The following is a 20,316-nucleotide window of genomic DNA, read 5'->3' on the forward strand; positions in this document are numbered from 1 at the left end:
CGCCCGCTGCGCGACGGCGTCATCGCGGACTTCGAGATAGCCGAGCGGATGATGCGGCACTTCATCAACCCGCGAGCCGCGCGGGCCGCGCGATCCCCTGGCGCGCTGGGCGCCGAGCATCGCGGCATGCGCCTCGGATCTCGGGGCGCGCAGGACCGGCAGCGGCTCGTTGGAGGCTGCGGTGCCCGGCCAGGGCTCGCCGGCGGTGGCGCGCTCGGCGGTGCGCCGGCAGTCGGCGCACTCGTCGACGTGGCGGACGAGCTCGCGGCGCAGGGCGGCGCCCAGCAGGACCTCGGTGTCGCCGGTGAAGCGGGCCACGACCGGGCAGTGGCCGGACTCGACGACGGCCAGCGCGGTGCGGGTCCGCTCGACCTCGCAGGCGGCGGAGGAGAGCAGCGTGCGGGTGGTGTCCGCATCGAGCCGCAGGACGGCGGCGACCTCGTGCGGGGCGAGGTGGTGGCGGACGGCCAGTTCGAGGGCCTCGCGCTGCTCGGCGGTGGTGCCGGCGGCCTCCGGCCAGGCCAGCCGGGCCAGTTCGGCGCGGTGCCGGGGGTCCGCGGCGGCGTCGGGGGCGCCCGGCGCCGCGTCGGCCAGCCGGCGCAGGCAGGCCCAGCGGGCGAGCGCGTAGAGCCAGGGGCGGTGCAGCTCCTCGGCGGCGGGGGCCCGGTCGGAGCGGCGCTCGGCCAGGGCGAGGACCTCGCCGAGCGCGGCGAGCGCGGCACCGCGGTCGCAGAGGACGGACAGGCAGTAGGTGAACAGACCGTCCAGATGCGGCTCGTACCGGGACGGCGGGCCCTGCACCAGGGTCTGCGGCGAGGCGCGCCGGGCGGAGGCGGAGGCTCGGGGGGAGCCGGCCTGCTCCCCGGAACGCTCCTCGCCGGTCCGCTCCTCGTCGGCGACGGTCGTGAACCGGTCCGCGCGCGGCGCACTGCTGGGTGCGCGGTGCGCGCCGGTGGCATGCGTGGGGTGCTCGGGCCTGCTCGTCATCATCCCGGCGACGGTAGGCGGCGCCTGCGGGCTCGTCCGCCCTCGTCACCCAGGTTTAACCCGTTCGGGTGACGCTCTCCCACAAAAGGGGACGTGAACTGTACGTTCCTCGGGGAGTGGCGGGCTTGTCAGTGCCCACCGCTACGGTGGCTCCCATGGCTGCCCGTACCTCCCGCTCGTCCGCCAAGGACCGGCCCTCCTACCGCTGCACCGAGTGCGGCTGGACCACCGCGAAGTGGCTCGGCCGCTGCCCGGAGTGCCAGGCGTGGGGCACGGTCGAGGAGTTCGGCTCACCCGCCGTGCGGACGACGGCGCCCGGCCGGGTGACCTCGGCGGCGCTCCCCATCGGCCAGGTGGACGGCCGGCAGGCGACCGCTCGCTCCACGGGCGTCCCCGAGCTGGACCGCGTGCTGGGCGGCGGCCTGGTGCCGGGCGCGGTGGTGCTGCTGGCGGGCGAGCCGGGCGTCGGCAAGTCGACCCTCCTGCTGGACGTGGCGGCCCGCGCCGCCTCCGACGAGCACCGCACCCTGTACGTGACGGGCGAGGAGTCGGCGAGCCAGGTCCGGCTGCGCGCCGACCGCATCGGCGCCCTGTCCGAGCATCTGTACCTCGCGGCCGAGACGGACCTGTCCGCCGTCCTCGGGCATCTGGACTCGGTCAAGCCGTCCCTGCTCGTCCTGGACTCCGTGCAGACCGTGGCCTCGCCGGAGATCGACGGCGCGCCGGGCGGCATGGCGCAGGTCCGCGAAGTGGCGGGGGCGCTCATCCGGGCGTCGAAGGAGCGCGGCATGGCCACGCTCCTCGTCGGGCACGTCACCAAGGACGGCGCGATCGCCGGCCCCCGCCTGCTGGAGCACCTGGTCGACGTCGTGCTGCACTTCGAGGGCGACCGGCACGCCCGGCTGCGTCTGGTGCGCGGCGTGAAGAACCGCTACGGCGCGACGGACGAGGTCGGCTGCTTCGAGCTGCACGACGAGGGCATCACGGGCCTGGCGGACCCCAGCGGCCTGTTCCTGACCCGGCGCGCGGAGCCCGTCCCGGGCACGTGCCTCACGGTCACCCTGGAGGGCCGCCGGCCGCTGGTCGCGGAGGTGCAGGCGCTGACCGTGGACTCGCAGATCCCCTCCCCCCGGCGCACCACGTCCGGCCTGGAGACCTCCCGGGTGTCGATGATGCTGGCCGTCCTGGAGCAGCGCGGCCGGATCAGCGCGCTCGGCAAGCGCGACATCTACAGCGCGACGGTCGGCGGGGTGCGGCTCTCCGAGCCGGCGGCCGATCTCGCCATCGCCCTGGCGCTGGCGAGCGCCGCCAGCGACACCCCGCTGCCGAAGAACCTCGTCGCGATCGGCGAGGTGGGGCTGGCCGGCGAGGTCCGGCGGGTCACCGGAGTGCAGCGGCGGCTGGCCGAGGCGGCGCGGCTCGGCTTCACGCACGCCCTGGTGCCGGGCGATCCCGGCAAGATCCCCAGCGGGATGCGGGTGCTGGAGGTGGCGGACATAGGGGAGGCGCTGCGGGTGCTGCCGTCGCGGCCGCGCCGCGAGCCGGCGGGGGCGCGCGGCGAGTGACACCTCCGGGACGGTCCCGGACCGCTGCGGAGGACAGTCGGGTACAGCCCCTCTTTAATAGGCTGGGCGCCAGTAGACTTTGCGCTGGTCCCGTCCGTACGTACGCGCGCGAAGGCGACGCCAGGGCGGCCCGCGGCACCGTTGACCATGCGACCGGAGGAGTGCAGTGGCAGCCAACGACCGGGCATCGGGCCCCGGCAAGGCCGGGGGTGGCTCCGGTGCCGACGGTCTGATGCGCGCCTCGCTGAGCGCCGTCGCGCCCGGCACGGCCTTGCGTGACGGACTGGAGCGCGTTCTGCGCGGCAACACCGGCGGGCTCATCGTCCTCGGCATGGACAAGACCGTCGAGTCGATGTGCACCGGCGGATTCGTCCTGGACGTGGAGTTCTCCGCGACGAGGCTGCGCGAGCTGTGCAAGCTGGACGGCGCGCTGATCCTCGACAAGGACATCACCAAGATCGTGCGGGCGGGTGTGCAGCTGGTGCCCGACGCGTCGATCCCCACCGAGGAGACGGGCACCCGGCACCGCACGGCCCAGCGCGTCTCCATCCAGTCGGGCTTCCCCGTGGTCTCCGTCAGCCAGTCGATGCGGCTGATCGCGCTGTACGTGGGCGGCGAGCGGCGCGTGCTGGAGGAGTCCGGCGCGATCCTCTCCCGCGCGAACCAGGCGCTGGCCACCCTCGAGCGCTACAAGCTCCGGCTGGACGAGGTCGCCGGCACGCTCTCCGCGCTGGAGATCGAGGACCTGGTCACCGTCCGGGACGTCACGGCGGTCTCCCAGCGGCTGGAGATGGTCCGCCGCATCGCCACGGAGATCGCGGAGTACGTGGTCGAGCTCGGCACGGACGGCCGTCTTCTCTCGCTCCAGCTCGACGAGTTGATCGCCGGCGTGGAGCCGGAGCGCGAGCTCGTCGTCCGCGACTACGTCCCCGAGCCGACCGCCAAGCGCACCCGCACGGTGCCGGAGGCTCTTTCCGAGCTGGACTCGCTGACCCACGCCGAGCTCCTCGAACTGCCCATTGTGGCCCGCGCCCTGGGCTACAGCGGCTCCCCCGAGACCCTCGACTCGGCGGTCTCGCCGCGCGGCTACCGGCTCCTCGCCAAGGTGCCGCGCCTGCCGGGCGCCATCATCGAACGGCTCGTGGACCACTTCGGCGGCCTCCAGAAGCTGCTCGCCGCGAGCGTCGACGACCTCCAGACCGTCGACGGCGTCGGCGAGGCCCGCGCCCGCTCCGTCCGCGAGGGCCTGTCGCGACTGGCGGAGTCGTCGATCCTGGAACGATACGTCTGACCTCCGGCCGGGGTGCGCGGGGGGAGCGACGGCTCCCCCTGCTCGCTCTTACGGCGGGAGGTACGACGGGAGGGATGTCCCGGGGAGCATCGGCTCCCCCGAGGGGGACTACCGGTCCAGCGTGAACTCCGTCTTCTCCACCGCGCCCGCGATCTTGACCTCCACGCGGTAGGTGCCCGGCGTCGCCGCGCCGGAGGCGGGCCCGCAGCGGGGGGCCGAGCGCTTGCGGTCCCATTCCAGGGTGCGCTTGGTCTCGCCCGAGCCGGGGAGCTCGACGAGGACGGGGGCGGTGCCCTTCGGGCAGTCGTCGGAGGCCCAGACGTGCTCGTCGCCGCCCGGGACGGTGATCTTCAGTACGGCGGCGGTGGCGCCGAAGTTCACCTTGCAGGCACTGCCGCCCGCGTTCTTCACCACGATCTCGAACTTCGGCTTCTCGCCCGCAGCGTAATGGTCCTTCACACTGCGGACCGTCAGCCGCACTCCGCCCGGCGCGCAGTCGGGCAGGCCGCCGCCACCGGCCGGCACGACGCGCCCGTCGCCGGTGCCCAGGGGCGCGGCCACGTCCGTACGCGGCGCCCCGGCGCCCGCGCCCGTTCCTCCGCCCGAACCGCCGGAGGCACCGGTGCCCGCGGACTCGTCGCGGCCGCCCGGCCGTTGGGTGTTGAGCGTGCCCGTGGGCGTCGGCCCGGGCGTGATGGTGGTCTCCGTCGGGCCGTGGCCCGCGGCGCCGTCGTCACGGCCGTCCTTGGAACCGCCGCCGTCCCCGAGGGACAGCAGCCACACCACCAGGAGTACGAGGAGGACGAGCAGGCCAAGTGCAACTGCCCTCCGCCGCCAGTAGATGGAGGAGGGAAGCGGCCCGATCGGATTGCGCAGTGATCCCACGCGAAGACTCTACGAGAGAACCACCGGGGCACCAGTCAGTACCCGCCGCAAGAGTGCCTACTTTTCCCATCATCTGTCCGCGGTGCGATCAGACTGCCGGAGCGATCCACTCCGATTTATGGCCGAATCCCTTGCCGTTGTCGACGAGTCGGAGCCAGTCGGGCCGCAGTTCCCACAGGTCGGTGCGCTCCATGGCCTGGCGCAGCCGCTCGGTCCGTTCGACGTAGGGGAAGCGCGCGCTGTAGGCGCGCCAGGCCGTCGCACGGTCCTCGCCGGTGAGCCGGCGGCAGACACCGCGGCCCTGGATGCCGGTCAGTTCGGACCAGTCCTGCCCGTCGCGCTGCGCCGTGAAGGCGACGCGCGTCTCACCGGGGAGCAGCGCGCGGCCGTGGCGGGTGGTGACGGCGGTGACGAAGAGCAGCCCGGGGCGCTCGGCGGCGCCGGAGCGCACGCTGTGGCGCACGGCGTAGAGGACGGCGCACGCCTGGGGGCCGTCCTCGTCGGCGTACGCCAGGGTCAGGGTGGTGTGCGCGGCGAGGGCCGCCCGGATGTCGTCGGGGAGCGGGTCGGTGGTCGCCATGCCGGCCAGTGTGTCAGCCGCGATGACAGATGAAGGTGAGGGCTCCCTGGGAGCCGATCTCGATGACGGAGCTCGCGCAGCCCTCGGGGCACACCGGTGCGGCGGCCGCGGCGTTGCGGCAGCGCTCGGGCGGGTGGCGGCAGGTGGAGCAGTACCAGCCGGGGGCGAGCCCGGGGACCGGGGTCACGTCCCACCACAGCGGATGTCCGCATGCCCGGCAGCGGACCAGCGGCGGCGGTTCGCGGTTGGCGCTCATGCGGGGCATGGTCGCCGAACGCCCGTCCGCGGCGGCCGGTTTGCCCGCACGATCACCCGATCGTGCGCCCGTTCCCGGGATCGCGCGGACCGGGCGACCGACCGGAACCGGCCGTTTTCCGGGTGCCTGCCCGGGCGCGTTTCTCGGTGCGCGCGCCGCCGTGCCAGGATCGGTGGTGCCATGAGTGCCACGACCGCCGCCCTGCCGTCCCCGCCCGCCCTGCTGCACGCACCGGTCATCGACTGGTTCGCCGAGCACGCCCGCGACCTGCCCTGGCGGCGGCCGGAGGCCGGCGCGTGGGGCGTGATGGTCAGCGAGTTCATGCTCCAGCAGACGCCGGTCAGCCGGGTGCTGCCGGTGTACGAGCAGTGGCTGGCCCGCTGGCCGCACCCGGCCGGCCTGGCGGCCGAGCCGCCGGGCGAGGCGGTGCGGGCCTGGGGCCGGCTCGGCTATCCGCGCCGGGCGCTGCGGCTGCACGCCGCGGCGACGGCGATCACCGAGCGGCACGGCGGCGAGGTGCCGCGCGATCACGCCAAGCTGCTCGCGCTGCCGGGCGTCGGCGAGTACACGGCCGCCGCGGTGGCCTCCTTCGCGTACGGGCAGCGGCACGCGGTGCTGGACACCAACGTGCGCCGGGTCTTCGCGCGTGCCGTCAGCGGCGCGCAGTACCCGCCGAACGCCACGACGGCCGCCGAGCGCAGGCTCGCCCGCGCCCTGCTGCCGGAGGAGGAGTCCGTGGCCGCCCGCTGGGCCGCGGCGACGATGGAGCTGGGCGCGCTGGTGTGCACGGCGCGCACGCCGTCGTGTGCGCGCTGTCCGATCGCGGCGAGCTGTGTGTGGCGGGCGGCCGGCTCCCCCGCGCACGACGGGCCGCCGCGCCGGGGCCAGACGTACGCCGGGACGGACCGGCAGGTGCGCGGCAAGCTGCTGGCCGTGCTGCGGGACGCGGAGGGCCCGGTGCCGCAGGCGGCCCTGGACGCGGTGTGGGACGAGCCGGTGCAGCGGGCCCGGGCACTGGACGGCCTGGTCGCGGACGGCCTGGTCGAGCCCCTCGACGACGGCCTGTACCGGTTGCCGCACTAGGCCTGCCGGCAGATCGCGGCGGGAACGTCGGTCGCGGTGATCGCGGTGATCGCGGATGCCGCCGGGCCCTCGCCGCGGTGGCTGATCGCCACTGCGCAGGTCCACCGGCCGGGCGCGGGGCAGAAGATCCGTTTCTTCTGCCTTTCTGCGCGCTTCTCCTCCGCTGTTACACAACCTATGGACAGCTGTGCATCAGCCGAAGGGCTCTCGCACATCGCGCCGCAACAGCGCCTCCGTAGCGTCCTCTCCGTGCTGGGGAACCCCGGCACGACCACGGGGAGCAAGCGGGAATGGAGGCTGCGAGCATGACCAGCAGCGGCAAGGTTCTGGACTTCGAAGAGTACGTGCGCAACCGCCAGGACGCCCTGCTGCGCAGCGCGCGACGTCTCGTCCCGGACCCCATCGACGCCCAGGACCTGCTCCAGACCGCCCTGGTCCGCACCTACGGGCGCTGGGAGGGGATAGCGGACAAGTCGCTTGCGGACGCCTACCTCCGCCGTGTCATGATCAACACTCGTACGGAGTGGTGGCGCGCCCGCAAGCTCGACGAGGTGCCCACCGAGCAGCTCCCCGACGCCAGCGTCGAGGACGGCACCGAGCAGCACGCCGACCGCGCCCTGCTGATGGACATCCTCGGAGTCCTCGCACCCAAGCAGCGCAGTGTGGTCGTGCTGCGACACTGGGAGCAGATGAGCACCGAGGAGACCGCGGAGGCGCTCGGCATGTCGACCGGCACGGTCAAGAGCACGCTGCACCGGGCCCTGGCCCGGTTGCGCCAGGAGCTGGAGAGCCGGGACCTGGACTTCCACGCCCTCGAGCGCAACGAGCGGGGGCAGGAACGGTGCGCAGCCTGAACAAGGCGGCGGCGGGAAAGCCCGCACTGATCACCGGTGGCGCGGTCGCAGCGATGGCCGCTGCCGCCGGTCTGCTGCTCGCCGGGTGCAATACGAGCAGCGAGGGTGTGCGCAAGGAGGGCCCGGCACAGACCCAGTCCGCGGCGAAGGCCACGCGGGTGCCCACGCCGCAGACCACTGCGCCGCAGGAGAAGGTCGACGCCGTGAAGCTGATCAAGTCCGACCCCAAGGTCAGCGATCAGATCAAGAAGAACCTCAAGCCCTGCACGAAGGACCAGTACCCGGTCGACGTGATCTACGGCCAGGTCACCGGAGGGTCCCGTTCCGATGTTGTGGTCAACGTTCTGACCTGCGGAGATTCCTTCGGCATCGGTTCGTATGTGTACCGTGCCAAGGACGGCTCGTACGAGAATGTGTTCTCGGCCGAGCAGTCGCCGGTGTACGCCGACATCGACCGCAAGGATCTGACGGTCACCAAGCAGGTCTACGGTCCCGGTGATGCCGTCTGCTGCCCCTCGGGGGAGGACGTCGTCACCTACCACTGGTCGGACGGTACCTTCCACGAGACCGGGCGGACGCACACCGACTACAGCAAGGTCGGCAACGGCTCCAAGGCACAGACCGAAGGAACGGAGGGCTGAGAGCAGCGTGGCCGATACGCATGTGCTCTTCGTCGAGGACGACGACGTCATCCGCGAGGCGACGCAGCTCGCGCTCGAGCGCGACGGCTTCGTGGTGACCGCTGTGCCCGACGGGCTCCAGGGGCTGGAGAGGTTCCGCGCGCAGCGGCCCGACATCGCCCTGCTCGACGTGATGGTCCCGGGGCTGGACGGCGTCAGCCTGTGCCGCCGCATCCGCGACGAGTCGACCGTTCCCGTGATCATGCTCTCGGCGCGCGCCGACTCCATCGACGTCGTGCTCGGCCTGGAGGCCGGGGCCGACGACTACGTGACCAAGCCCTTCGACGGCGCCGTGCTCGTCGCCCGCATCCGGGCGGTGCTGCGGCGCTTCGGCCACGCCAGCGGCGCGCACGGCGCGGCGGGCGCCGAGGCGCCCGAGGCGATCGAGGGGGGCGTGCTGCGCTTCGGCGACCTGGAGGTCGACACCGAGGGCATGGAGGTCCGCAAGGCCGGCCTGCCCGTGGCGCTGACCCCGACCGAGATGCGGCTGCTGCTGGAGTTCTCCGCCGCGCCCGGCACCGTGCTCTCCCGCGACCGGCTCCTGGAGCGGGTGTGGGACTACGGCTGGGGCGGCGACACCCGGGTCGTCGACGTGCACGTCCAGCGACTGCGCGGCAAGATCGGCCAGGACCGGATCGAAACGGTCCGCGGCTTCGGATACAAGCTCAGAGGCTAGCTCGCGCATGTCCCCGGTCCTCCCATGAAGTTTTCCCTCCGCACGGGCCTGCGGTGGAAGGTCAGTCTCGCCATCGCCGGCGTCGGCGCGCTCGTCGCCGTCGCCCTGAGCCTCGTGGTGCACAACGCGGCGCGCGTCTCCATGCTCAACAGCAGCCGCGACACCATGGACGAGCGGGTGCAGATCGCCCAGCGCTTCTACGAGTCCACGGGCAAGCCGATGCTGCGCGCCAAGGTGGACGACCCCGCCCTGCCCAAGCAGCTGCGCGAGGCCGCCGCGCTGGGGCTGCGCGCCACGTACCTCCAGGACAACGGCAACGGGCCGCCCGAGGTGTGGGCGTCGGTGCCGCTGCGCAACGGCAAGATCCTCTCCATTCACGGACGGTTCAAGGACCGCTACGACATCCTCACCGACCTCGACCGGGCTCTGATCATCGGCTCGGTCTCCGTGGTGCTCGGCGGTACCGCGCTGGGCATCCTGGTCGGCGGGCAGCTCTCGCGCCGGCTGCGCAAGGCCGCCACGGCCGCCCGCAAGCTGGCCGACGGCGACCCGGACGTGCGCGTGCGGGACGCCATCGGCGGCCGGGTGCGCGACGAGACGGACGACCTGGCGCGCGCCGTCGACGGCATGGCCGAGGCGCTGCGCGACCGCCTGGAGGCCGAGCGGCGGGTCACCGCCGACATCGCCCACGAGCTGCGCACGCCCGTGACGGGCCTGCTCACGGCCGCCGAGCTGCTGCCGCCGGGCCGCCCGACCGAGCTCGTCCGGGACCGGGCGCAGGCGATGCGCACGCTCGTGGAGGACGTGCTGGAGGTCGCCCGTCTCGACAGCTTCGCCGAGCGCGCCGAGATGCAGGACATCGAGCTGGGCGAATTCGTGGAACGCCGGGTGCGGGCCTTCCTGCCGGAGGCCCGGGTGCGGGTCCTGCGCAGCGCCTATGTGTCGACCGATCCGCGCCGGCTCGAGCGGATCATCGGCAATCTGCTGGCCAACGCCGCCAAGCACGGCAAACCGCCCGTCGACGTCACCGTCGAGGGGCGGGTGCTGCGGGTGCGCGACCACGGTCCGGGCTTCCCGGAGGAGCTGCTGCGGGAGGGCCCGAGCCGCTTCCGCACCGGCAGCGAGGACCGGGCCGGCCAGGGCCACGGCCTGGGCCTGACCATCGCGGCCGGCCAGGCGCGGGTGCTGGGCGCGCGCCTGACCTTCCGCAACGCCGACCCGGACGGCGAGGGCGGCGGGGGCGCGGTGGCGGTGCTCTGGCTGCCGGAGTCGTCGCCGACGAACACGGGAAGCTTCCCGATCATCCAGGTACCGGACTGACGGGTGCCGGACTGACGGGCGCAGGACTGACGGGCGCAGGCAGCGGGTGGTCCGGGTGCGTCGCCTCGGCGTCGTCACATGGGGTCGACGAACTCGCTCCAGGGCTTGTCGAGGTCCAGCCGGTCGTTGCGCTGCGTCAGCGAGAACCAGTTGCCGGAGTCGTCGCGCAGGATGGCCTCGGTGCCGTACGGGCGATCCTGGGGCTCCATGAGGAACTCCACGCCCTTGGCCCTGAGCCGCTCGTAGTCGCGGTGGATGTCGTCGGTGGCGAGCACCCCGGCACCCAGCGCGCCCTTGGCGACCAGCTTCTTCAGGGCCTCGGCCGACTCCGGGTCGTGCCCGGGCGGCCCGGGCAGCATCAGCGTCAGCTCGACATCCGGCTGGTCCTTGGCACCGACCGTCAGCCAGCGCATGCCCTTGTCGCCGCCCATGGTCATGTCGGTGCGGACCTCAAGCCCCAGCTTCTCGGTGTAGAACTCCTTCGCCCGGTCCTGGTCGAGGACCCAGACGGTGGTGATGGCAATGCCCTTGATCATTGCGTACTCCGTGGCGGTGGGGGTTGCGCTTTCCCCACCACCGTAGGCACGCGGACTACCGGCCGGCTTCTCCGGGAATTCGAGCCGGACGTGAATGTCCCGTCGCTCAGAGATTCGTGCCGTGGGCCTTCATGAAGGCGATCGGGTCGATACCGGAACCGTAGTCCGGGGTCGTGCGGATCTCGAAGTGCAGGTGGGGGCCGGAGGAATTGCCGGTGGAGCCGGACAGGGCGATCTGCTGGCCGGTGCCGACCTGCTGGCCCACCGAGACCTTCACCTGCGAGAGGTGGGCGTACTGCGAGTACGTGCCGTCGGAGTGCTTGATCACGACGGCGTTGCCGTACGCGGGACCGTCGCCGCCGCCGTTCGGGCCGGCCTTGACGACCGTACCGGCGTGGGTGGCCTTCACGGACGTACCGGTGTTCACGACCAGGTCCTGGCCGCTGTGCTTGTGCGACCACATGGCGCCGTCCTTGCCGAACGGCTGGCCGATCTGATAGCCGTCGACCGGCGCGACCCAGGCGTTGGCGCGCTTGCGGGCGGCCTCGGCCTTCTCACGGGCCTCGGCGGCCTTCTTCTCGGCCTCCTGCTTGGCCTGCTGCTTGGCCTGCTCGGCCGCCTTCTTCTCCTTGTCCGCGACCTTCAGCTGGGTCTCGGCCTGCGCGTTCAGCGCGTCGTCGAGCGCGGCCACGGACGCGACGGCGGGGAGCTCGGCCAGCGAGCCGGACTTGTTCTCCGCGGCGAAGGCGGCACCGGATCCGAGCGCCACCGAGGCACCGACACCGACGGCCACGAGAGCGGCGACGCGGGTACGGAGAACGGTCTTGCTCGAATTACGGAAAGCGGTGCGCTTCGTCATGGATGAATACCTCCAGGCATTGATGGGCCCCGGCTGTTCACCGGGGTCGCCCTACCTTGATAAGCAGCGGTTCCCGGGGTTGCCAAGAGGTGCTCTTACTAGGCAATGCCGTAGCCACGCACCACTCGCGCTCCTACTTACTTCCTGGGGTTTCACCGGAAATTCCGCGTTTTCGCGGAGCCGGAGTCCACTATTCGCTTTCGTAAGTGACGCGGGTCATGTGGGCGGGGTCACCGCCGGAGGGCCGATTCGCCCCCGTGAGCGCGGTGACGGCGGTACGCTCCGGGTGCGTGTGCGCATACGCGCGGTAGCAGCGCAGGGGGCGGAATGAGCGGCTTCGAGGACATCGAGCTGGCGGACGCGGTCCAGGCGGTCCGCGACGGGCTGATGAACGCGGCGACGGCCGGGGCGGGGCAGGACCTGACCTTCGACGTCGGGGAGATCTCCATGGAGTTCACCGTGGAGATCCGCCGCGACGTGAAGGGCACGGGCGGGGTGAAGGCGTGGATCGTCGAGGCGGGCGCGGAGGGCTCGCGCGGCTCGACGCGCACGCACAAGGTGGCCTTCACGCTGACGCCGAAGGACCGCCGGACGGGCAACGGCTGGAAGGTGGGGAACGACCGGCCGGGTTCGGTGTCGCGGTTCGGCTCCGCCGGGGAGTGAGGCGGGGTGCCGTTACGGGTGCGGGTGCGCTCGGTGGAGGACCGGGTGGTGGCGGTCCTGGGCGCCCACACCCAGGGCAGCGGGGTGCTGCTGCACCCGAGGCTCGTCCTCACCAGCGCCCATATCGTCGACGACCCGGACCGGATGCGGGCCGCCGTCCCCGGCCGGGCCGAGCCCATGCCCGGCGACATCATCTGGGCCGGCGACCCGGAGCGCTGTGACGCCGCGCTCCTGCACCTGTGGGGCGACCTGACCGAGGACGGCATGGGCACCCCGTCCCTGCGGTGGGGCGTCCTCGGCGGCCGGCAGCCCCAGTCCGGCTGCCAGGTCCTCGGCTTCCCGGCGGTACAGCGCTACACCGCCGGCGGCACGGAGCAGCTGGAGGCGGTCCAGATCCCCGGCACGGTCACCCCGATGTCGGGCCGGCTGCGCGGGCGGTATGTCCTGCACGGCGACCACCATCCGCCCGAGCCGCCGGCGGACGGCGGATCCCCCTGGGCCGGGCTGTCGGGCGGGCCGCTGCTCGTCGGCCAGGTCCTCGTGGGCATCGCCGCCGTCGGCGCGAGCGGCTGGCAGCACTCGGCCGTCGAGGCCGTCCCCCTGGGGAGGATCCTCGGTGCCGACGGCTTCGAGGAGGCCCTGAGCCATTGGTGGGTGCCGACCGTCCGGCCGCGCGTCGAGCAGCTGCACGACGGCCATCCCGAGGACTACGACTACGAGGAACGCTACGTAAAGGCGATCAAGGCGCGCTACAGCCGGATGGAGGTCTTCGGCCTCGACGACCTCGGGACGGGCGAGAGCGACTGGGACCTGGACACCGCCTATCTGAGCCTGGAGGCGCAGGCGGGCCGGCGTTCGCCGGGACCGCGGCGCGTCGAGGAGCTGCTGCGTTCGCGCCCGCGTACGGTGCTGCGCGGCGAGGCGGGCGCGGGCAAGACCACGCTCGTCTGGTGGCTCGCCTCGCACGCGGCCCTCGACACGCTGCCGGACGAGCTGGAGGAGCTCAACGGCCTGGTGCCTTTCGTGATCCCCATGCGCACTCTCGCCGCGCAGGGCATCACCCGCCCGACGCCCGACCGGCTCCCCCTCGCCGCCCAGCTGCCCGTCGACGAGCCGCCGCGCGGCTGGGCCGTGCGGGCGCTGGAGGCCGGGCACGTGCTGCTGCTCGTCGACGGCCTCGACGAGGTCCCGCAGGCGGACCGCGCCGCCGCCCGCAAGTGGCTCACCGAGTTGCTGCGCATGTACCCGCGCACCCGGTGCATGGTCACCACACGGCCGCTCGCCGTCGAGGACGACTGGCTGGCCGGTGAGGGCTTCGAGGAGCTCCGGCTGCTGCCGATGAGGGACGCGGACATCCAGTCCTTCGTCGCGGCCTGGCACCAGGCGGCCCGGCTGGAGTGCGGCCGCTTCGCCGACGCGGAACGGGCCGACCTGGAGATCGCCCGGCTCCGCTCCCTGGAGCAGGAGCTCGGCCAGGAGTTCCGGCGCAACGCCGTCCTGCGCAACCTCGCCCGCACCCCGCTCCTGTGCGCCGTGATCTGCGCCCTGCACCGCCGCCGCAGCGGCATGCTGCCGGAGACCCGCTGGGAGCTCTACCGGGCCTCGCTGGCCATGCTGCTGGGCCGGCGCGACGACCACCGCGAGGTCGGCTCCCCGGAGGGTGTCCGGCTGACCGTCGAGGACGGCCTGCAACTGCTCCAGCGCATCGCGGTCTGGCTGGTCCGCAACGGCCGCTCCCAGCTCTCGCACGCGGAGGCGCTGCGCCAGCTGAAGGGGGCCATGAGCGGCCTGCGGAACGTCCGCAAGCAGAACACCACGGCGGAGACCGTCCTGGTCCACCTGCTCAACCGCAGCGGCCTGCTCCAGGAGCGCGGGCCGGATTCCCTTCAGTTCGTCCACCGGACGTTCCAGGACTACCTGGCGGCGAAGGAATTCCAGGAGACGGGGAGCCTGGACGAGTTGCTGAAACACGCGCTGGAGGAGGAGTGGCAGGACGTCATCCGGCTCGTCATCGGGCACTGCGGGCGGCATGAGGCCGATTACGTCATCGACAAACTGATCGAGGTGGGGAACCGGCTTCCGGAAGCCTGCCGGCCCTGGAAGATACGCGTGCTCGCGGTCGAATGCGCGCTGGGAGCAACATACGTGGCACCGGACCGGTACGAGGCCGTCTGGAAGAGGCTGGAGGAACTCATGCCCCCGTGCGGCCTCTGGGAGGCAGAGAGCCTTGCCCCGCTCGGCGCCGAGGTAATCGGGGTCCTTCCCTCGTCTCCGGACGGGCTGACGCCCGAGGAAGCAAGGAACGTCATTGAAGTGCTGAGCTGCTTGGGCAGCGCAGGGTTTCCACTCCTGAAACGCTTTGCGAGTGCATGAAACCGGCCCCGGAAACCGTGTTCCCACGGTTTCCGGGGCCGGCCCCTTGATTACGCGCTACGCGTCCTTCGACAGGTTGGGCCCGGCCCCGCCCGTCGTCGACTCCACCGGCGGGGTGTCCGGCAGTGCCGACTTCTCCTCGCCGCGGAAGGTGAACTTCTTCTCCTCGCCCTCGCCCTCCGTGCCGACGACCACGATGTGGCCCGGACGGAGCTCGCCGAAGAGGATCTTCTCGGAGAGGATGTCCTCGATCTCGCGCTGGATGGTGCGGCGCAGCGGGCGGGCGCCCAGGATCGGGTCGTAGCCCTTCTTCGCCAGCAGGCCCTTCGCGTCCGCGCTGAGCTCGATGCCCATGTCGCGGTCCTTCAGGCGCTCGTCCACCTTGGCGATCATCAGGTCGACGATCTGGATGATGTCTTCCTGGCTGAGCTGGTGGAAGACGACCGTGTCGTCGACACGGTTGAGGAACTCGGGCCGGAAGTGCTGCTTGAGCTCCTCGTTGACCTTGGCCTTCATCCGCTCGTACCCGGTCTTGACGTCGCCCTGGGCGGCGAAGCCCAGGTTGAAGCCCTTGGAGATGTCCCGGGTGCCGAGGTTGGTCGTCATGATGATGACGGTGTTCTTGAAGTCCACGACCCGGCCCTGGGAGTCGGTCAGGCGACCGTCCTCCAGGATCTGCAGGAGCGAGTTGAAGATGTCCGGGTGGGCCTTCTCGACCTCGTCGAAGAGGACGACGGAGAACGGCTTGCGGCGCACCTTCTCGGTGAGCTGACCGCCCTCCTCGTAGCCGACGTAGCCGGGCGGGGAGCCGAAGAGGCGGGAGACGGTGTGCTTCTCGCTGAACTCCGACATGTCGAGGGAGATCAGCGCGTCCTCGTCGCCGAAGAGGAACTCGGCGAGCGTCTTGGACAGCTCCGTCTTACCGACACCCGAGGGGCCGGCGAAGATGAACGATCCGCCGGGGCGCTTCGGGTCCTTCAGGCCCGCACGGGTGCGCCGGATGGCCTGGGAGAGCGCCTTGATGGCGTCCTTCTGGCCGATGACGCGCTTGTGCAGCTCGTCCTCCATGCGCAGCAGGCGGGAGGACTCCTCCTCCGTCAGCTTGAAGACGGGGATGCCGGTGGCCGTGGCCAGGACCTCGGCGATCAGCTCGCCGTCGACCTCGGCGACGACGTCCATGTCGCCGGCCTTCCACTCCTTCTCCCGCTTGGCCTTCGCGGCCAGGAGCTGCTTCTCCTTGTCGCGGAGGGAGGCGGCCTTCTCGAAGTCCTGCGAGTCGATCGCGGACTCCTTCTCCCGGCGCACGTCGGCGATCTTCTCGTCGAACTCGCGGAGGTCCGGCGGCGCGGTCATCCGGCGGATGCGCATCCGGGAGCCGGCCTCGTCGATCAGGTCGATCGCCTTGTCCGGCAGGAAGCGGTCGGAGATGTAGCGGTCGGCGAGGGTCGCGGCCTGGACCAGCGCCTCGTCGGTGATGGAGACCCGGTGGTGGGCCTCGTAGCGGTCGCGGAGACCCTTGAGGATCTCGATGGTGTGCGGCAGCGACGGCTCGGCGACCTGGATGGGCTGGAAGCGGCGCTCGAGCGCGGCGTCCTTCTCCAGGTGCTTGCGGTACTCGTCGAGCGTGGTCGCGCCGATCGTCTGGAGCTCACCGCGGGCCAGCATCGGCTTGAGGATCGACGCCGCGTCGATGGCACCCTCGGCGGCGCCCGCGCCGACCAGGGTGTGCAGCTCGTCGATGAACAGGATGATGTCGCCGCGGGTGCGGATCTCCTTGAGGACCTTCTTCAGGCGCTCCTCGAAGTCACCGCGGTAGCGGGAACCGGCGACCAGGGCGCCCAGGTCGAGGGTGTAGAGGTGCTTGTCCTTGAGGGTCTCGGGCACCTCGCCCTTGACGATGGCCTGGGCCAGGCCCTCGACGACGGCGGTCTTGCCGACGCCGGGCTCGCCGATCAGGACAGGGTTGTTCTTCGTACGGCGGGAGAGCACCTGCATGACCCGCTCGATCTCCTTCTCGCGCCCGATGACCGGGTCGAGCTTGGATTCGCGGGCGGCCTGCGTCAGGTTACGGCCGAACTGGTCCAGGACGAGCGAGGTCGAGGGCGTGCCCTCGGCGGGGCCGCCGGCCGTGGCGGCTTCCTTGCCCTGGTAGCCGGAGAGCAGCTGGATGACCTGCTGCCGCACCCGGTTCAGGTCGGCGCCCAGCTTCACGAGGACCTGGGCGGCGACGCCCTCGCCCTCGCGGATCAGGCCGAGCAGGATGTGCTCCGTACCGATGTAGTTGTGGCCGAGCTGAAGGGCCTCGCGGAGCGACAGCTCCAGGACCTTCTTCGCACGGGGGGTGAAGGGGATGTGGCCGGACGGGGCCTGCTGGCCCTGGCCGATGATCTCCTCCACCTGCTGGCGGACCGCCTCGAGCGAAATCCCGAGGCTCTCCAGGGCCTTAGCGGCGACACCCTCACCCTCGTGGATCAGGCCCAGGAGGATGTGCTCGGTGCCGATGTAGTTGTGGTTGAGCATCCGGGCTTCTTCCTGAGCCAGGACGACAACCCGCCGCGCACGGTCGGTGAACCTCTCGAACATCGTTAATCGCTCCTCAGAGCGGTCAGGCAGTTAGGGGTCGGTCCCCTCCCTGTCCTTCCGCATGCTAGTCCCGCGGGGCGGGACAGCTCATTCCAACTGCCGACACCCGTCCGGATCACCCCCGCGTTGGCGGGGAAACCTGCTGCCGAACAGCCGACATCTCCTCCAACCCGATGGTGGGAGACGATGTTCCCGCAGGCCAGGCATATACGCCCACCACCACTACGCCCACGGCGAACGCCGGCCCGGGCGGTCATGCCCGCCCGTGGCCCGGCACGGACCCCCGAGGGCGCACGGGGTGCGCTGTAATACCGCCTCTTTCCACGGGGAATGTCCTACCCGCGGGCACCTGCGCTCCATGCGGCGCGGGCGGTGTCCCTCCGCTACGGGCGAACACCCTCGCGCCATGGGGAGCGCCTGTGCACCCCTGCCCTTCTCTACGCAGCGTGCCCAACTCTCCACGCTCCGTAACCTCTTGGGCTTTCCACAGTTGCACCGTTCATGACGGTAGTCCTGTCGCGCCACCGCGGCACGTCGGAAGCCCTGCCGGGCGCGCGGGCGCCCGGTCCGGCGGGGCCGTCCGGGTGCGGACGGCGCCGGTGGTACGAGCGGGAGCTCGGCTGGCCGGTCACGGACGAGCGGCCGGTGCGGCTGCTCACGGGGGTCCTCTTCGACGCCCTGGAGCTGCCGGCGGAGGCCGGGGTCGCGGTGCTCGGCCGGGTGCGGGCCGGGCCGGTCGCGCTGGACCGGCGGTCCCGGAGGATGTGGTTCCTGATCGCTCCGGGCAGCGCGGACGAGCTGCCCGGGCTGCTGGACTGGCTGGAGTGGGGCGGGGTCCCCCTCGATCTGACCGCCCTGGGGGCCGGCGGCCGGATCGTCGCGCCCGCGCCCGCCGTCGCGGGGGGCGCCCCGCGGGGGGCGCGCCGGCGGGAGGCCGTGTGGGTACGGCCTCCGCGCCCGGGGTGCGAGGTGGAGCCGTCGCTGCCGGTGACCGGCCTCGGGGGCAGGGGTGGGGCCCCCGATCTCGTACGGCTCGTGAGCACGGCGGCCACGGAGTGCCACCGCGCCCGACTGCTGCGCGCCGGTGGAGCGCGCAGGGTTCAGCCGGGGGAGGGTCAGCCGTTGGCCTTCTCGTACGCCTCGCGGATCTCGGCCGGGACGCGGCCGCGGTCGTTGACGCTGTAGCCGTTCTCCTTGGCCCACGCGCGGATCTTCGCGGTGTCGGGGCTGCCGGCCGAAGCGGCGGCGCGCACCTTGCCACGGCCCGCGGCCGCACGACCGCCCGTGCGCCGGCCGCTCTTGGTGTACGGCTCCAGCGCGGCCCGCAGCTTGTCCGCATTGTCGGTGTTGAGGTCGATCTCGTACGTCTTGCCGTCCAGGGCGAACGTGACGGTCTCGTCCGCCTCGCCGCCGTCGAGGTCGTCGACAAGAAGGACCTGAACCTTCTGCGCCACGGGGATTCCTTTCATCAGCGGAAAAGGGATTACGGAGGAATAGCAAACCGCCTTTCCCGGAAAAACACAAACCCCCGGGGAAGGTTCATGGGGCCTTCCCCGCGGGAACGATGCCTTCCGGGCGCGCTCGATAGGGGCGCGATTCGGACATAGGGGCCGCGGGTCACAGATGCAAGAGCATCCGGCTGTTGCCAAGGGTGTTCGGCTTCACTCGTTCGAGACCCAGGAACTCGGCAACGCCCTCGTCATAGGAACGCAGCAGCTCGCCGTAGACATCACTGTCCACCGGGGTCTCGCCGATCTCGACGAAGCCGTGCTTGGCGAAGAAGTCGACTTCGAAGGTGAGGCAGAAAATGCGCCGCACCCCGAGCCAGCGCGCGGTCTGCAGGAGCTTGCCCAGAAGCTGGTGGCCCACACCACCGCCTCTCGCCTCCGGGTCGACGGCGAGAGTACGTACCTCGGCGAGGTCTTCCCACATCACATGCAGGGCACCGCACCCGATGACGGTACCGTCCGCGTCGCGCTCGGCGACCCAGAACTCCTGGATGTCCTCGTAAAGCGTCACGGTGGCTTTGTCGAGCAGGATGCGGTCACGCGCGTAGGTGTTGATGAGCCGGCGCACGGCGGGGACATCGGCCGTGCGGGCCCGGCGGACGGTGACGGCTTTTGTAAGGGCGGACATGGCGGGACGCTATCGCCCCGGCGTGGCGGGCGGCTCCTCGGGCCCGTCGAGTTGCGCGACGCGGATGGCGTCGCGCAGGGCTTCGCGTTGTTCGGCCGACATCATGCCGAAGAAGGCGACGAGTGCGGCCGCGGGGTTGTCGCTCAGCGACCAGGCTTCGTTCATCAGTGCGGCCGAGTAGGCGGCACGGTTGGAGACGGCCTCATATCGATAGGCGCGGCCTTCGGCTTCCCGGCGGACCCAGCCCTTCTGATACAGGTTGTCCAATACGGTCATCACGGTGGTGTAGGCGATGGACCGTTCCTGCTGAAGGTCTTCCAGGACTTCCCGAACGGTGACCGGTCGGTTCCACTCCCACACGCGCGTCATGACGGCGTCTTCCAGCTCACCCAGGCGTCGAACCACACGCGAATAATAGTGGGAGATGTCTCGAATGCCGGTTTATTGGCCGGGGGCGGCGAGGAAAAAGCGGACCGGCCCGAGAATTCCTCTCGGGCCGGTCCGCTGGTTCCGGTTTCTCAGGCGCCGGCGCCCTTGCCGGGCGAGGCGGCTTCGGCGCGGGCCAGCGCGGCGTCGACGATCGCGTCTTCCTTGGCCTTGTTGGCACCGCCCTGGCTCTTGACGATCGTCACGATCAGCGCGATGAAAGCCACCGCCATCACGACGGGCGGCACCAGCGCGGCGACATAGTCCATGGCCGTCGGCTCCTTCTCGATCGGTCGGTATCAGGTCGGAATGAGACCGGAATGGGCTCTCCGGGCAGCGGCACCAGACTACGGCAGTGCGGTCCGCGTCAGGCCGGGCGGGCCGTGGGCGGCTTGCGACGGGGGAAGACCTCGCCGGGGGTGGGGATGGGGCGTTTCGCCGGCGCGGGGGCGCCGGGCCGGGGCGCCGCCGGGGACGCCGGGGAGGCCGGGGATGCCGGTGTCCGGGATGAATTGCGCTATCCCCTGCGCGGCGGCGGGGCTGACGGCGCGTGGGTTCCAGTT

20 protein-coding genes and 2 pseudogenes are annotated in these 20,316 nt (G+C 71.7%); 10 read left to right on the forward strand and 12 right to left on the reverse strand.

The window, feature by feature from the left end; all coding sequences use genetic code 11:
• A pseudogene (locus tag AB0K09_RS12420) lies at positions 1 to 987 on the reverse strand (hypothetical protein); the annotation flags it as partial.
• 155 nt (positions 988 to 1,142) lie between these two features.
• On the opposite strand from AB0K09_RS12420, the gene radA reads away from it, so the two are divergent.
• Entirely contained in the window at positions 1,143 to 2,552 is a 1,410-nt protein-coding gene (gene radA, locus AB0K09_RS12425; protein WP_366065292.1) for a DNA repair protein RadA, read from the forward strand.
• 166 nt (positions 2,553 to 2,718) lie between these two features.
• Entirely contained in the window at positions 2,719 to 3,843 is a 1,125-nt protein-coding gene (gene disA, locus AB0K09_RS12430) for a DNA integrity scanning diadenylate cyclase DisA (RefSeq protein WP_366065293.1), read from the forward strand.
• Between the two features lie 108 nt (positions 3,844 to 3,951).
• Here disA and AB0K09_RS12435 read toward each other — a convergent pair whose 3' ends face one another.
• The 3 genes from AB0K09_RS12435 to AB0K09_RS12445 all read right to left on the reverse strand — a co-directional run bounded on the left by AB0K09_RS12435 (position 3,952) and on the right by AB0K09_RS12445 (position 5,564).
• Positions 3,952 to 4,728, reverse strand: coding sequence for a hypothetical protein (locus AB0K09_RS12435; protein WP_366065294.1), 777 nt, complete (start codon positions 4,726 to 4,728; stop codon positions 3,952 to 3,954).
• Between the two features lie 88 nt (positions 4,729 to 4,816).
• Positions 4,817 to 5,308, reverse strand: a complete 492-nt coding sequence (locus AB0K09_RS12440; protein ID WP_366065295.1) for a pyridoxamine 5'-phosphate oxidase — start codon at positions 5,306 to 5,308, stop codon at positions 4,817 to 4,819.
• Positions 5,309 to 5,321: 13 nt separating this feature from the next.
• Entirely contained in the window at positions 5,322 to 5,564 is a 243-nt protein-coding gene (locus tag AB0K09_RS12445; RefSeq protein ID WP_366065296.1) for a hypothetical protein, read from the reverse strand.
• Between the two features lie 180 nt (positions 5,565 to 5,744).
• Between AB0K09_RS12445 and AB0K09_RS12450 the strand changes: the two genes are divergently transcribed.
• The 5 genes from AB0K09_RS12450 to cseC all read left to right on the forward strand — a co-directional run bounded on the left by AB0K09_RS12450 (position 5,745) and on the right by cseC (position 10,177).
• Positions 5,745 to 6,647, forward strand: a complete 903-nt coding sequence (locus tag AB0K09_RS12450; protein ID WP_366065297.1) for an A/G-specific adenine glycosylase — start codon at positions 5,745 to 5,747, stop codon at positions 6,645 to 6,647.
• Positions 6,648 to 6,952: 305 nt separating this feature from the next.
• Complete coding sequence (locus AB0K09_RS12455) at positions 6,953 to 7,501, forward strand: SigE family RNA polymerase sigma factor (protein ID WP_366065298.1); 549 nt, start codon at positions 6,953 to 6,955, stop codon at positions 7,499 to 7,501.
• Positions 7,489 to 8,142 carry a hypothetical protein gene (locus AB0K09_RS12460; RefSeq protein WP_366065299.1) on the forward strand — a complete coding sequence of 218 codons (654 nt, stop codon included), beginning with the start codon at positions 7,489 to 7,491 and terminating at the stop codon, positions 8,140 to 8,142. The genes AB0K09_RS12455 and AB0K09_RS12460 overlap by 13 nt, the downstream gene beginning before the upstream one ends.
• Positions 8,143 to 8,149: 7 nt before the next feature.
• Complete coding sequence (cseB, locus tag AB0K09_RS12465; RefSeq protein WP_366065300.1) at positions 8,150 to 8,857, forward strand: two-component system response regulator CseB; 708 nt, start codon at positions 8,150 to 8,152, stop codon at positions 8,855 to 8,857.
• 24 nt (positions 8,858 to 8,881) lie between these two features.
• Complete coding sequence (gene cseC, locus AB0K09_RS12470) at positions 8,882 to 10,177, forward strand: two-component system sensor histidine kinase CseC (RefSeq protein WP_366065301.1); 1,296 nt, start codon at positions 8,882 to 8,884, stop codon at positions 10,175 to 10,177.
• A gap of 74 nt (positions 10,178 to 10,251) precedes the next feature.
• On the opposite strand, the gene AB0K09_RS12475 is transcribed toward cseC, so the two are convergent.
• Positions 10,252 to 10,713, reverse strand: coding sequence for a VOC family protein (locus AB0K09_RS12475; protein ID WP_366065302.1), 462 nt, complete (start codon positions 10,711 to 10,713; stop codon positions 10,252 to 10,254).
• 106 nt (positions 10,714 to 10,819) lie between these two features.
• Entirely contained in the window at positions 10,820 to 11,572 is a 753-nt protein-coding gene (locus AB0K09_RS12480; protein ID WP_366065303.1) for a M23 family metallopeptidase, read from the reverse strand.
• A gap of 327 nt (positions 11,573 to 11,899) precedes the next feature.
• Between AB0K09_RS12480 and AB0K09_RS12485 the strand changes: the two genes are divergently transcribed.
• Positions 11,900 to 12,235, forward strand: coding sequence for a trypco2 family protein (locus AB0K09_RS12485; protein WP_366065304.1), 336 nt, complete (start codon positions 11,900 to 11,902; stop codon positions 12,233 to 12,235).
• Positions 12,236 to 12,241: 6 nt separating this feature from the next.
• Positions 12,242 to 14,608 carry an NACHT domain-containing protein gene (locus AB0K09_RS12490; RefSeq protein ID WP_366065305.1) on the forward strand — a complete coding sequence of 789 codons (2,367 nt, stop codon included), beginning with the start codon at positions 12,242 to 12,244 and terminating at the stop codon, positions 14,606 to 14,608.
• A 57-nt stretch (positions 14,609 to 14,665) separates the two neighbouring features.
• Here the strand turns inward: AB0K09_RS12490 and AB0K09_RS12495 are convergent, their stop codons facing one another.
• Positions 14,666 to 17,191, reverse strand: a complete 2,526-nt coding sequence (locus AB0K09_RS12495) for an ATP-dependent Clp protease ATP-binding subunit (RefSeq protein ID WP_366065306.1) — start codon at positions 17,189 to 17,191, stop codon at positions 14,666 to 14,668.
• A gap of 501 nt (positions 17,192 to 17,692) precedes the next feature.
• Between AB0K09_RS12495 and AB0K09_RS12500 the strand changes: the two genes are divergently transcribed.
• Entirely contained in the window at positions 17,693 to 18,376 is a 684-nt protein-coding gene (locus AB0K09_RS12500) for an SCO3374 family protein (protein WP_366065307.1), read from the forward strand.
• Here the strand turns inward: AB0K09_RS12500 and AB0K09_RS12505 are convergent.
• The 5 genes and pseudogenes from AB0K09_RS12505 to AB0K09_RS12525 all read right to left on the reverse strand — a co-directional run.
• The gene (locus AB0K09_RS12505) at positions 18,307 to 18,645 is read right to left on the reverse strand and encodes an Lsr2 family protein (protein WP_366065308.1); all 339 of its coding nucleotides are present in this window, start codon (positions 18,643 to 18,645) and stop codon (positions 18,307 to 18,309) included. The two genes, AB0K09_RS12500 and AB0K09_RS12505, sit on opposite strands and share 70 nt — an antisense overlap.
• Before the next feature lie 163 nt (positions 18,646 to 18,808).
• Entirely contained in the window at positions 18,809 to 19,327 is a 519-nt protein-coding gene (locus tag AB0K09_RS12510; RefSeq protein WP_366065309.1) for an amino-acid N-acetyltransferase, read from the reverse strand.
• Positions 19,328 to 19,336: 9 nt separating this feature from the next.
• Positions 19,337 to 19,732 carry a BlaI/MecI/CopY family transcriptional regulator gene (locus AB0K09_RS12515; protein ID WP_366065310.1) on the reverse strand — a complete coding sequence of 132 codons (396 nt, stop codon included), beginning with the start codon at positions 19,730 to 19,732 and terminating at the stop codon, positions 19,337 to 19,339.
• A 113-nt stretch (positions 19,733 to 19,845) separates the two neighbouring features.
• The gene (locus AB0K09_RS12520; RefSeq protein ID WP_366065311.1) at positions 19,846 to 20,022 is read right to left on the reverse strand and encodes a hypothetical protein; all 177 of its coding nucleotides are present in this window, start codon (positions 20,020 to 20,022) and stop codon (positions 19,846 to 19,848) included.
• Between the two features lie 78 nt (positions 20,023 to 20,100).
• Positions 20,101 to 20,316: pseudogene (locus tag AB0K09_RS12525) on the reverse strand (hypothetical protein); the annotation flags it as partial.

Origin of the sequence: Streptomyces sp. NPDC049577 (assembly GCF_040675635.1) — a bacterium.
In the GTDB taxonomy this organism is placed as follows: domain Bacteria; phylum Actinomycetota; class Actinomycetes; order Streptomycetales; family Streptomycetaceae; genus Streptomyces.

Bases quoted from the DNA above. Each gene is read 5' to 3' on its own strand.
- radA (WP_366065292.1), top strand. From the start codon at position 1,143: ATGGCTGCCCGTACCTCCCGCTCGTCCGCCAAGGACCGGCCCTCCTAC.
- AB0K09_RS12440 (WP_366065295.1), bottom strand. From the start codon at position 5,308: ATGGCGACCACCGACCCGCTCCCCGACGACATCCGGGCGGCCCTCGCC.
- AB0K09_RS12445 (WP_366065296.1), bottom strand. From the start codon at position 5,564: ATGAGCGCCAACCGCGAACCGCCGCCGCTGGTCCGCTGCCGGGCATGC.
- AB0K09_RS12450 (WP_366065297.1), top strand. From the start codon at position 5,745: ATGAGTGCCACGACCGCCGCCCTGCCGTCCCCGCCCGCCCTGCTGCAC.
- AB0K09_RS12455 (WP_366065298.1), top strand. From the start codon at position 6,953: ATGACCAGCAGCGGCAAGGTTCTGGACTTCGAAGAGTACGTGCGCAAC.
- cseC (WP_366065301.1), top strand. From the start codon at position 8,882: ATGAAGTTTTCCCTCCGCACGGGCCTGCGGTGGAAGGTCAGTCTCGCC.
- AB0K09_RS12475 (WP_366065302.1), bottom strand. From the start codon at position 10,713: ATGATCAAGGGCATTGCCATCACCACCGTCTGGGTCCTCGACCAGGAC.
- AB0K09_RS12480 (WP_366065303.1), bottom strand. From the start codon at position 11,572: ATGACGAAGCGCACCGCTTTCCGTAATTCGAGCAAGACCGTTCTCCGT.
- AB0K09_RS12485 (WP_366065304.1), top strand. From the start codon at position 11,900: ATGAGCGGCTTCGAGGACATCGAGCTGGCGGACGCGGTCCAGGCGGTC.
- AB0K09_RS12495 (WP_366065306.1), bottom strand. From the start codon at position 17,191: ATGTTCGAGAGGTTCACCGACCGTGCGCGGCGGGTTGTCGTCCTGGCT.
- AB0K09_RS12500 (WP_366065307.1), top strand. From the start codon at position 17,693: ATGACGGTAGTCCTGTCGCGCCACCGCGGCACGTCGGAAGCCCTGCCG.
- AB0K09_RS12510 (WP_366065309.1), bottom strand. From the start codon at position 19,327: ATGTCCGCCCTTACAAAAGCCGTCACCGTCCGCCGGGCCCGCACGGCC.
- AB0K09_RS12520 (WP_366065311.1), bottom strand. From the start codon at position 20,022: ATGGACTATGTCGCCGCGCTGGTGCCGCCCGTCGTGATGGCGGTGGCT.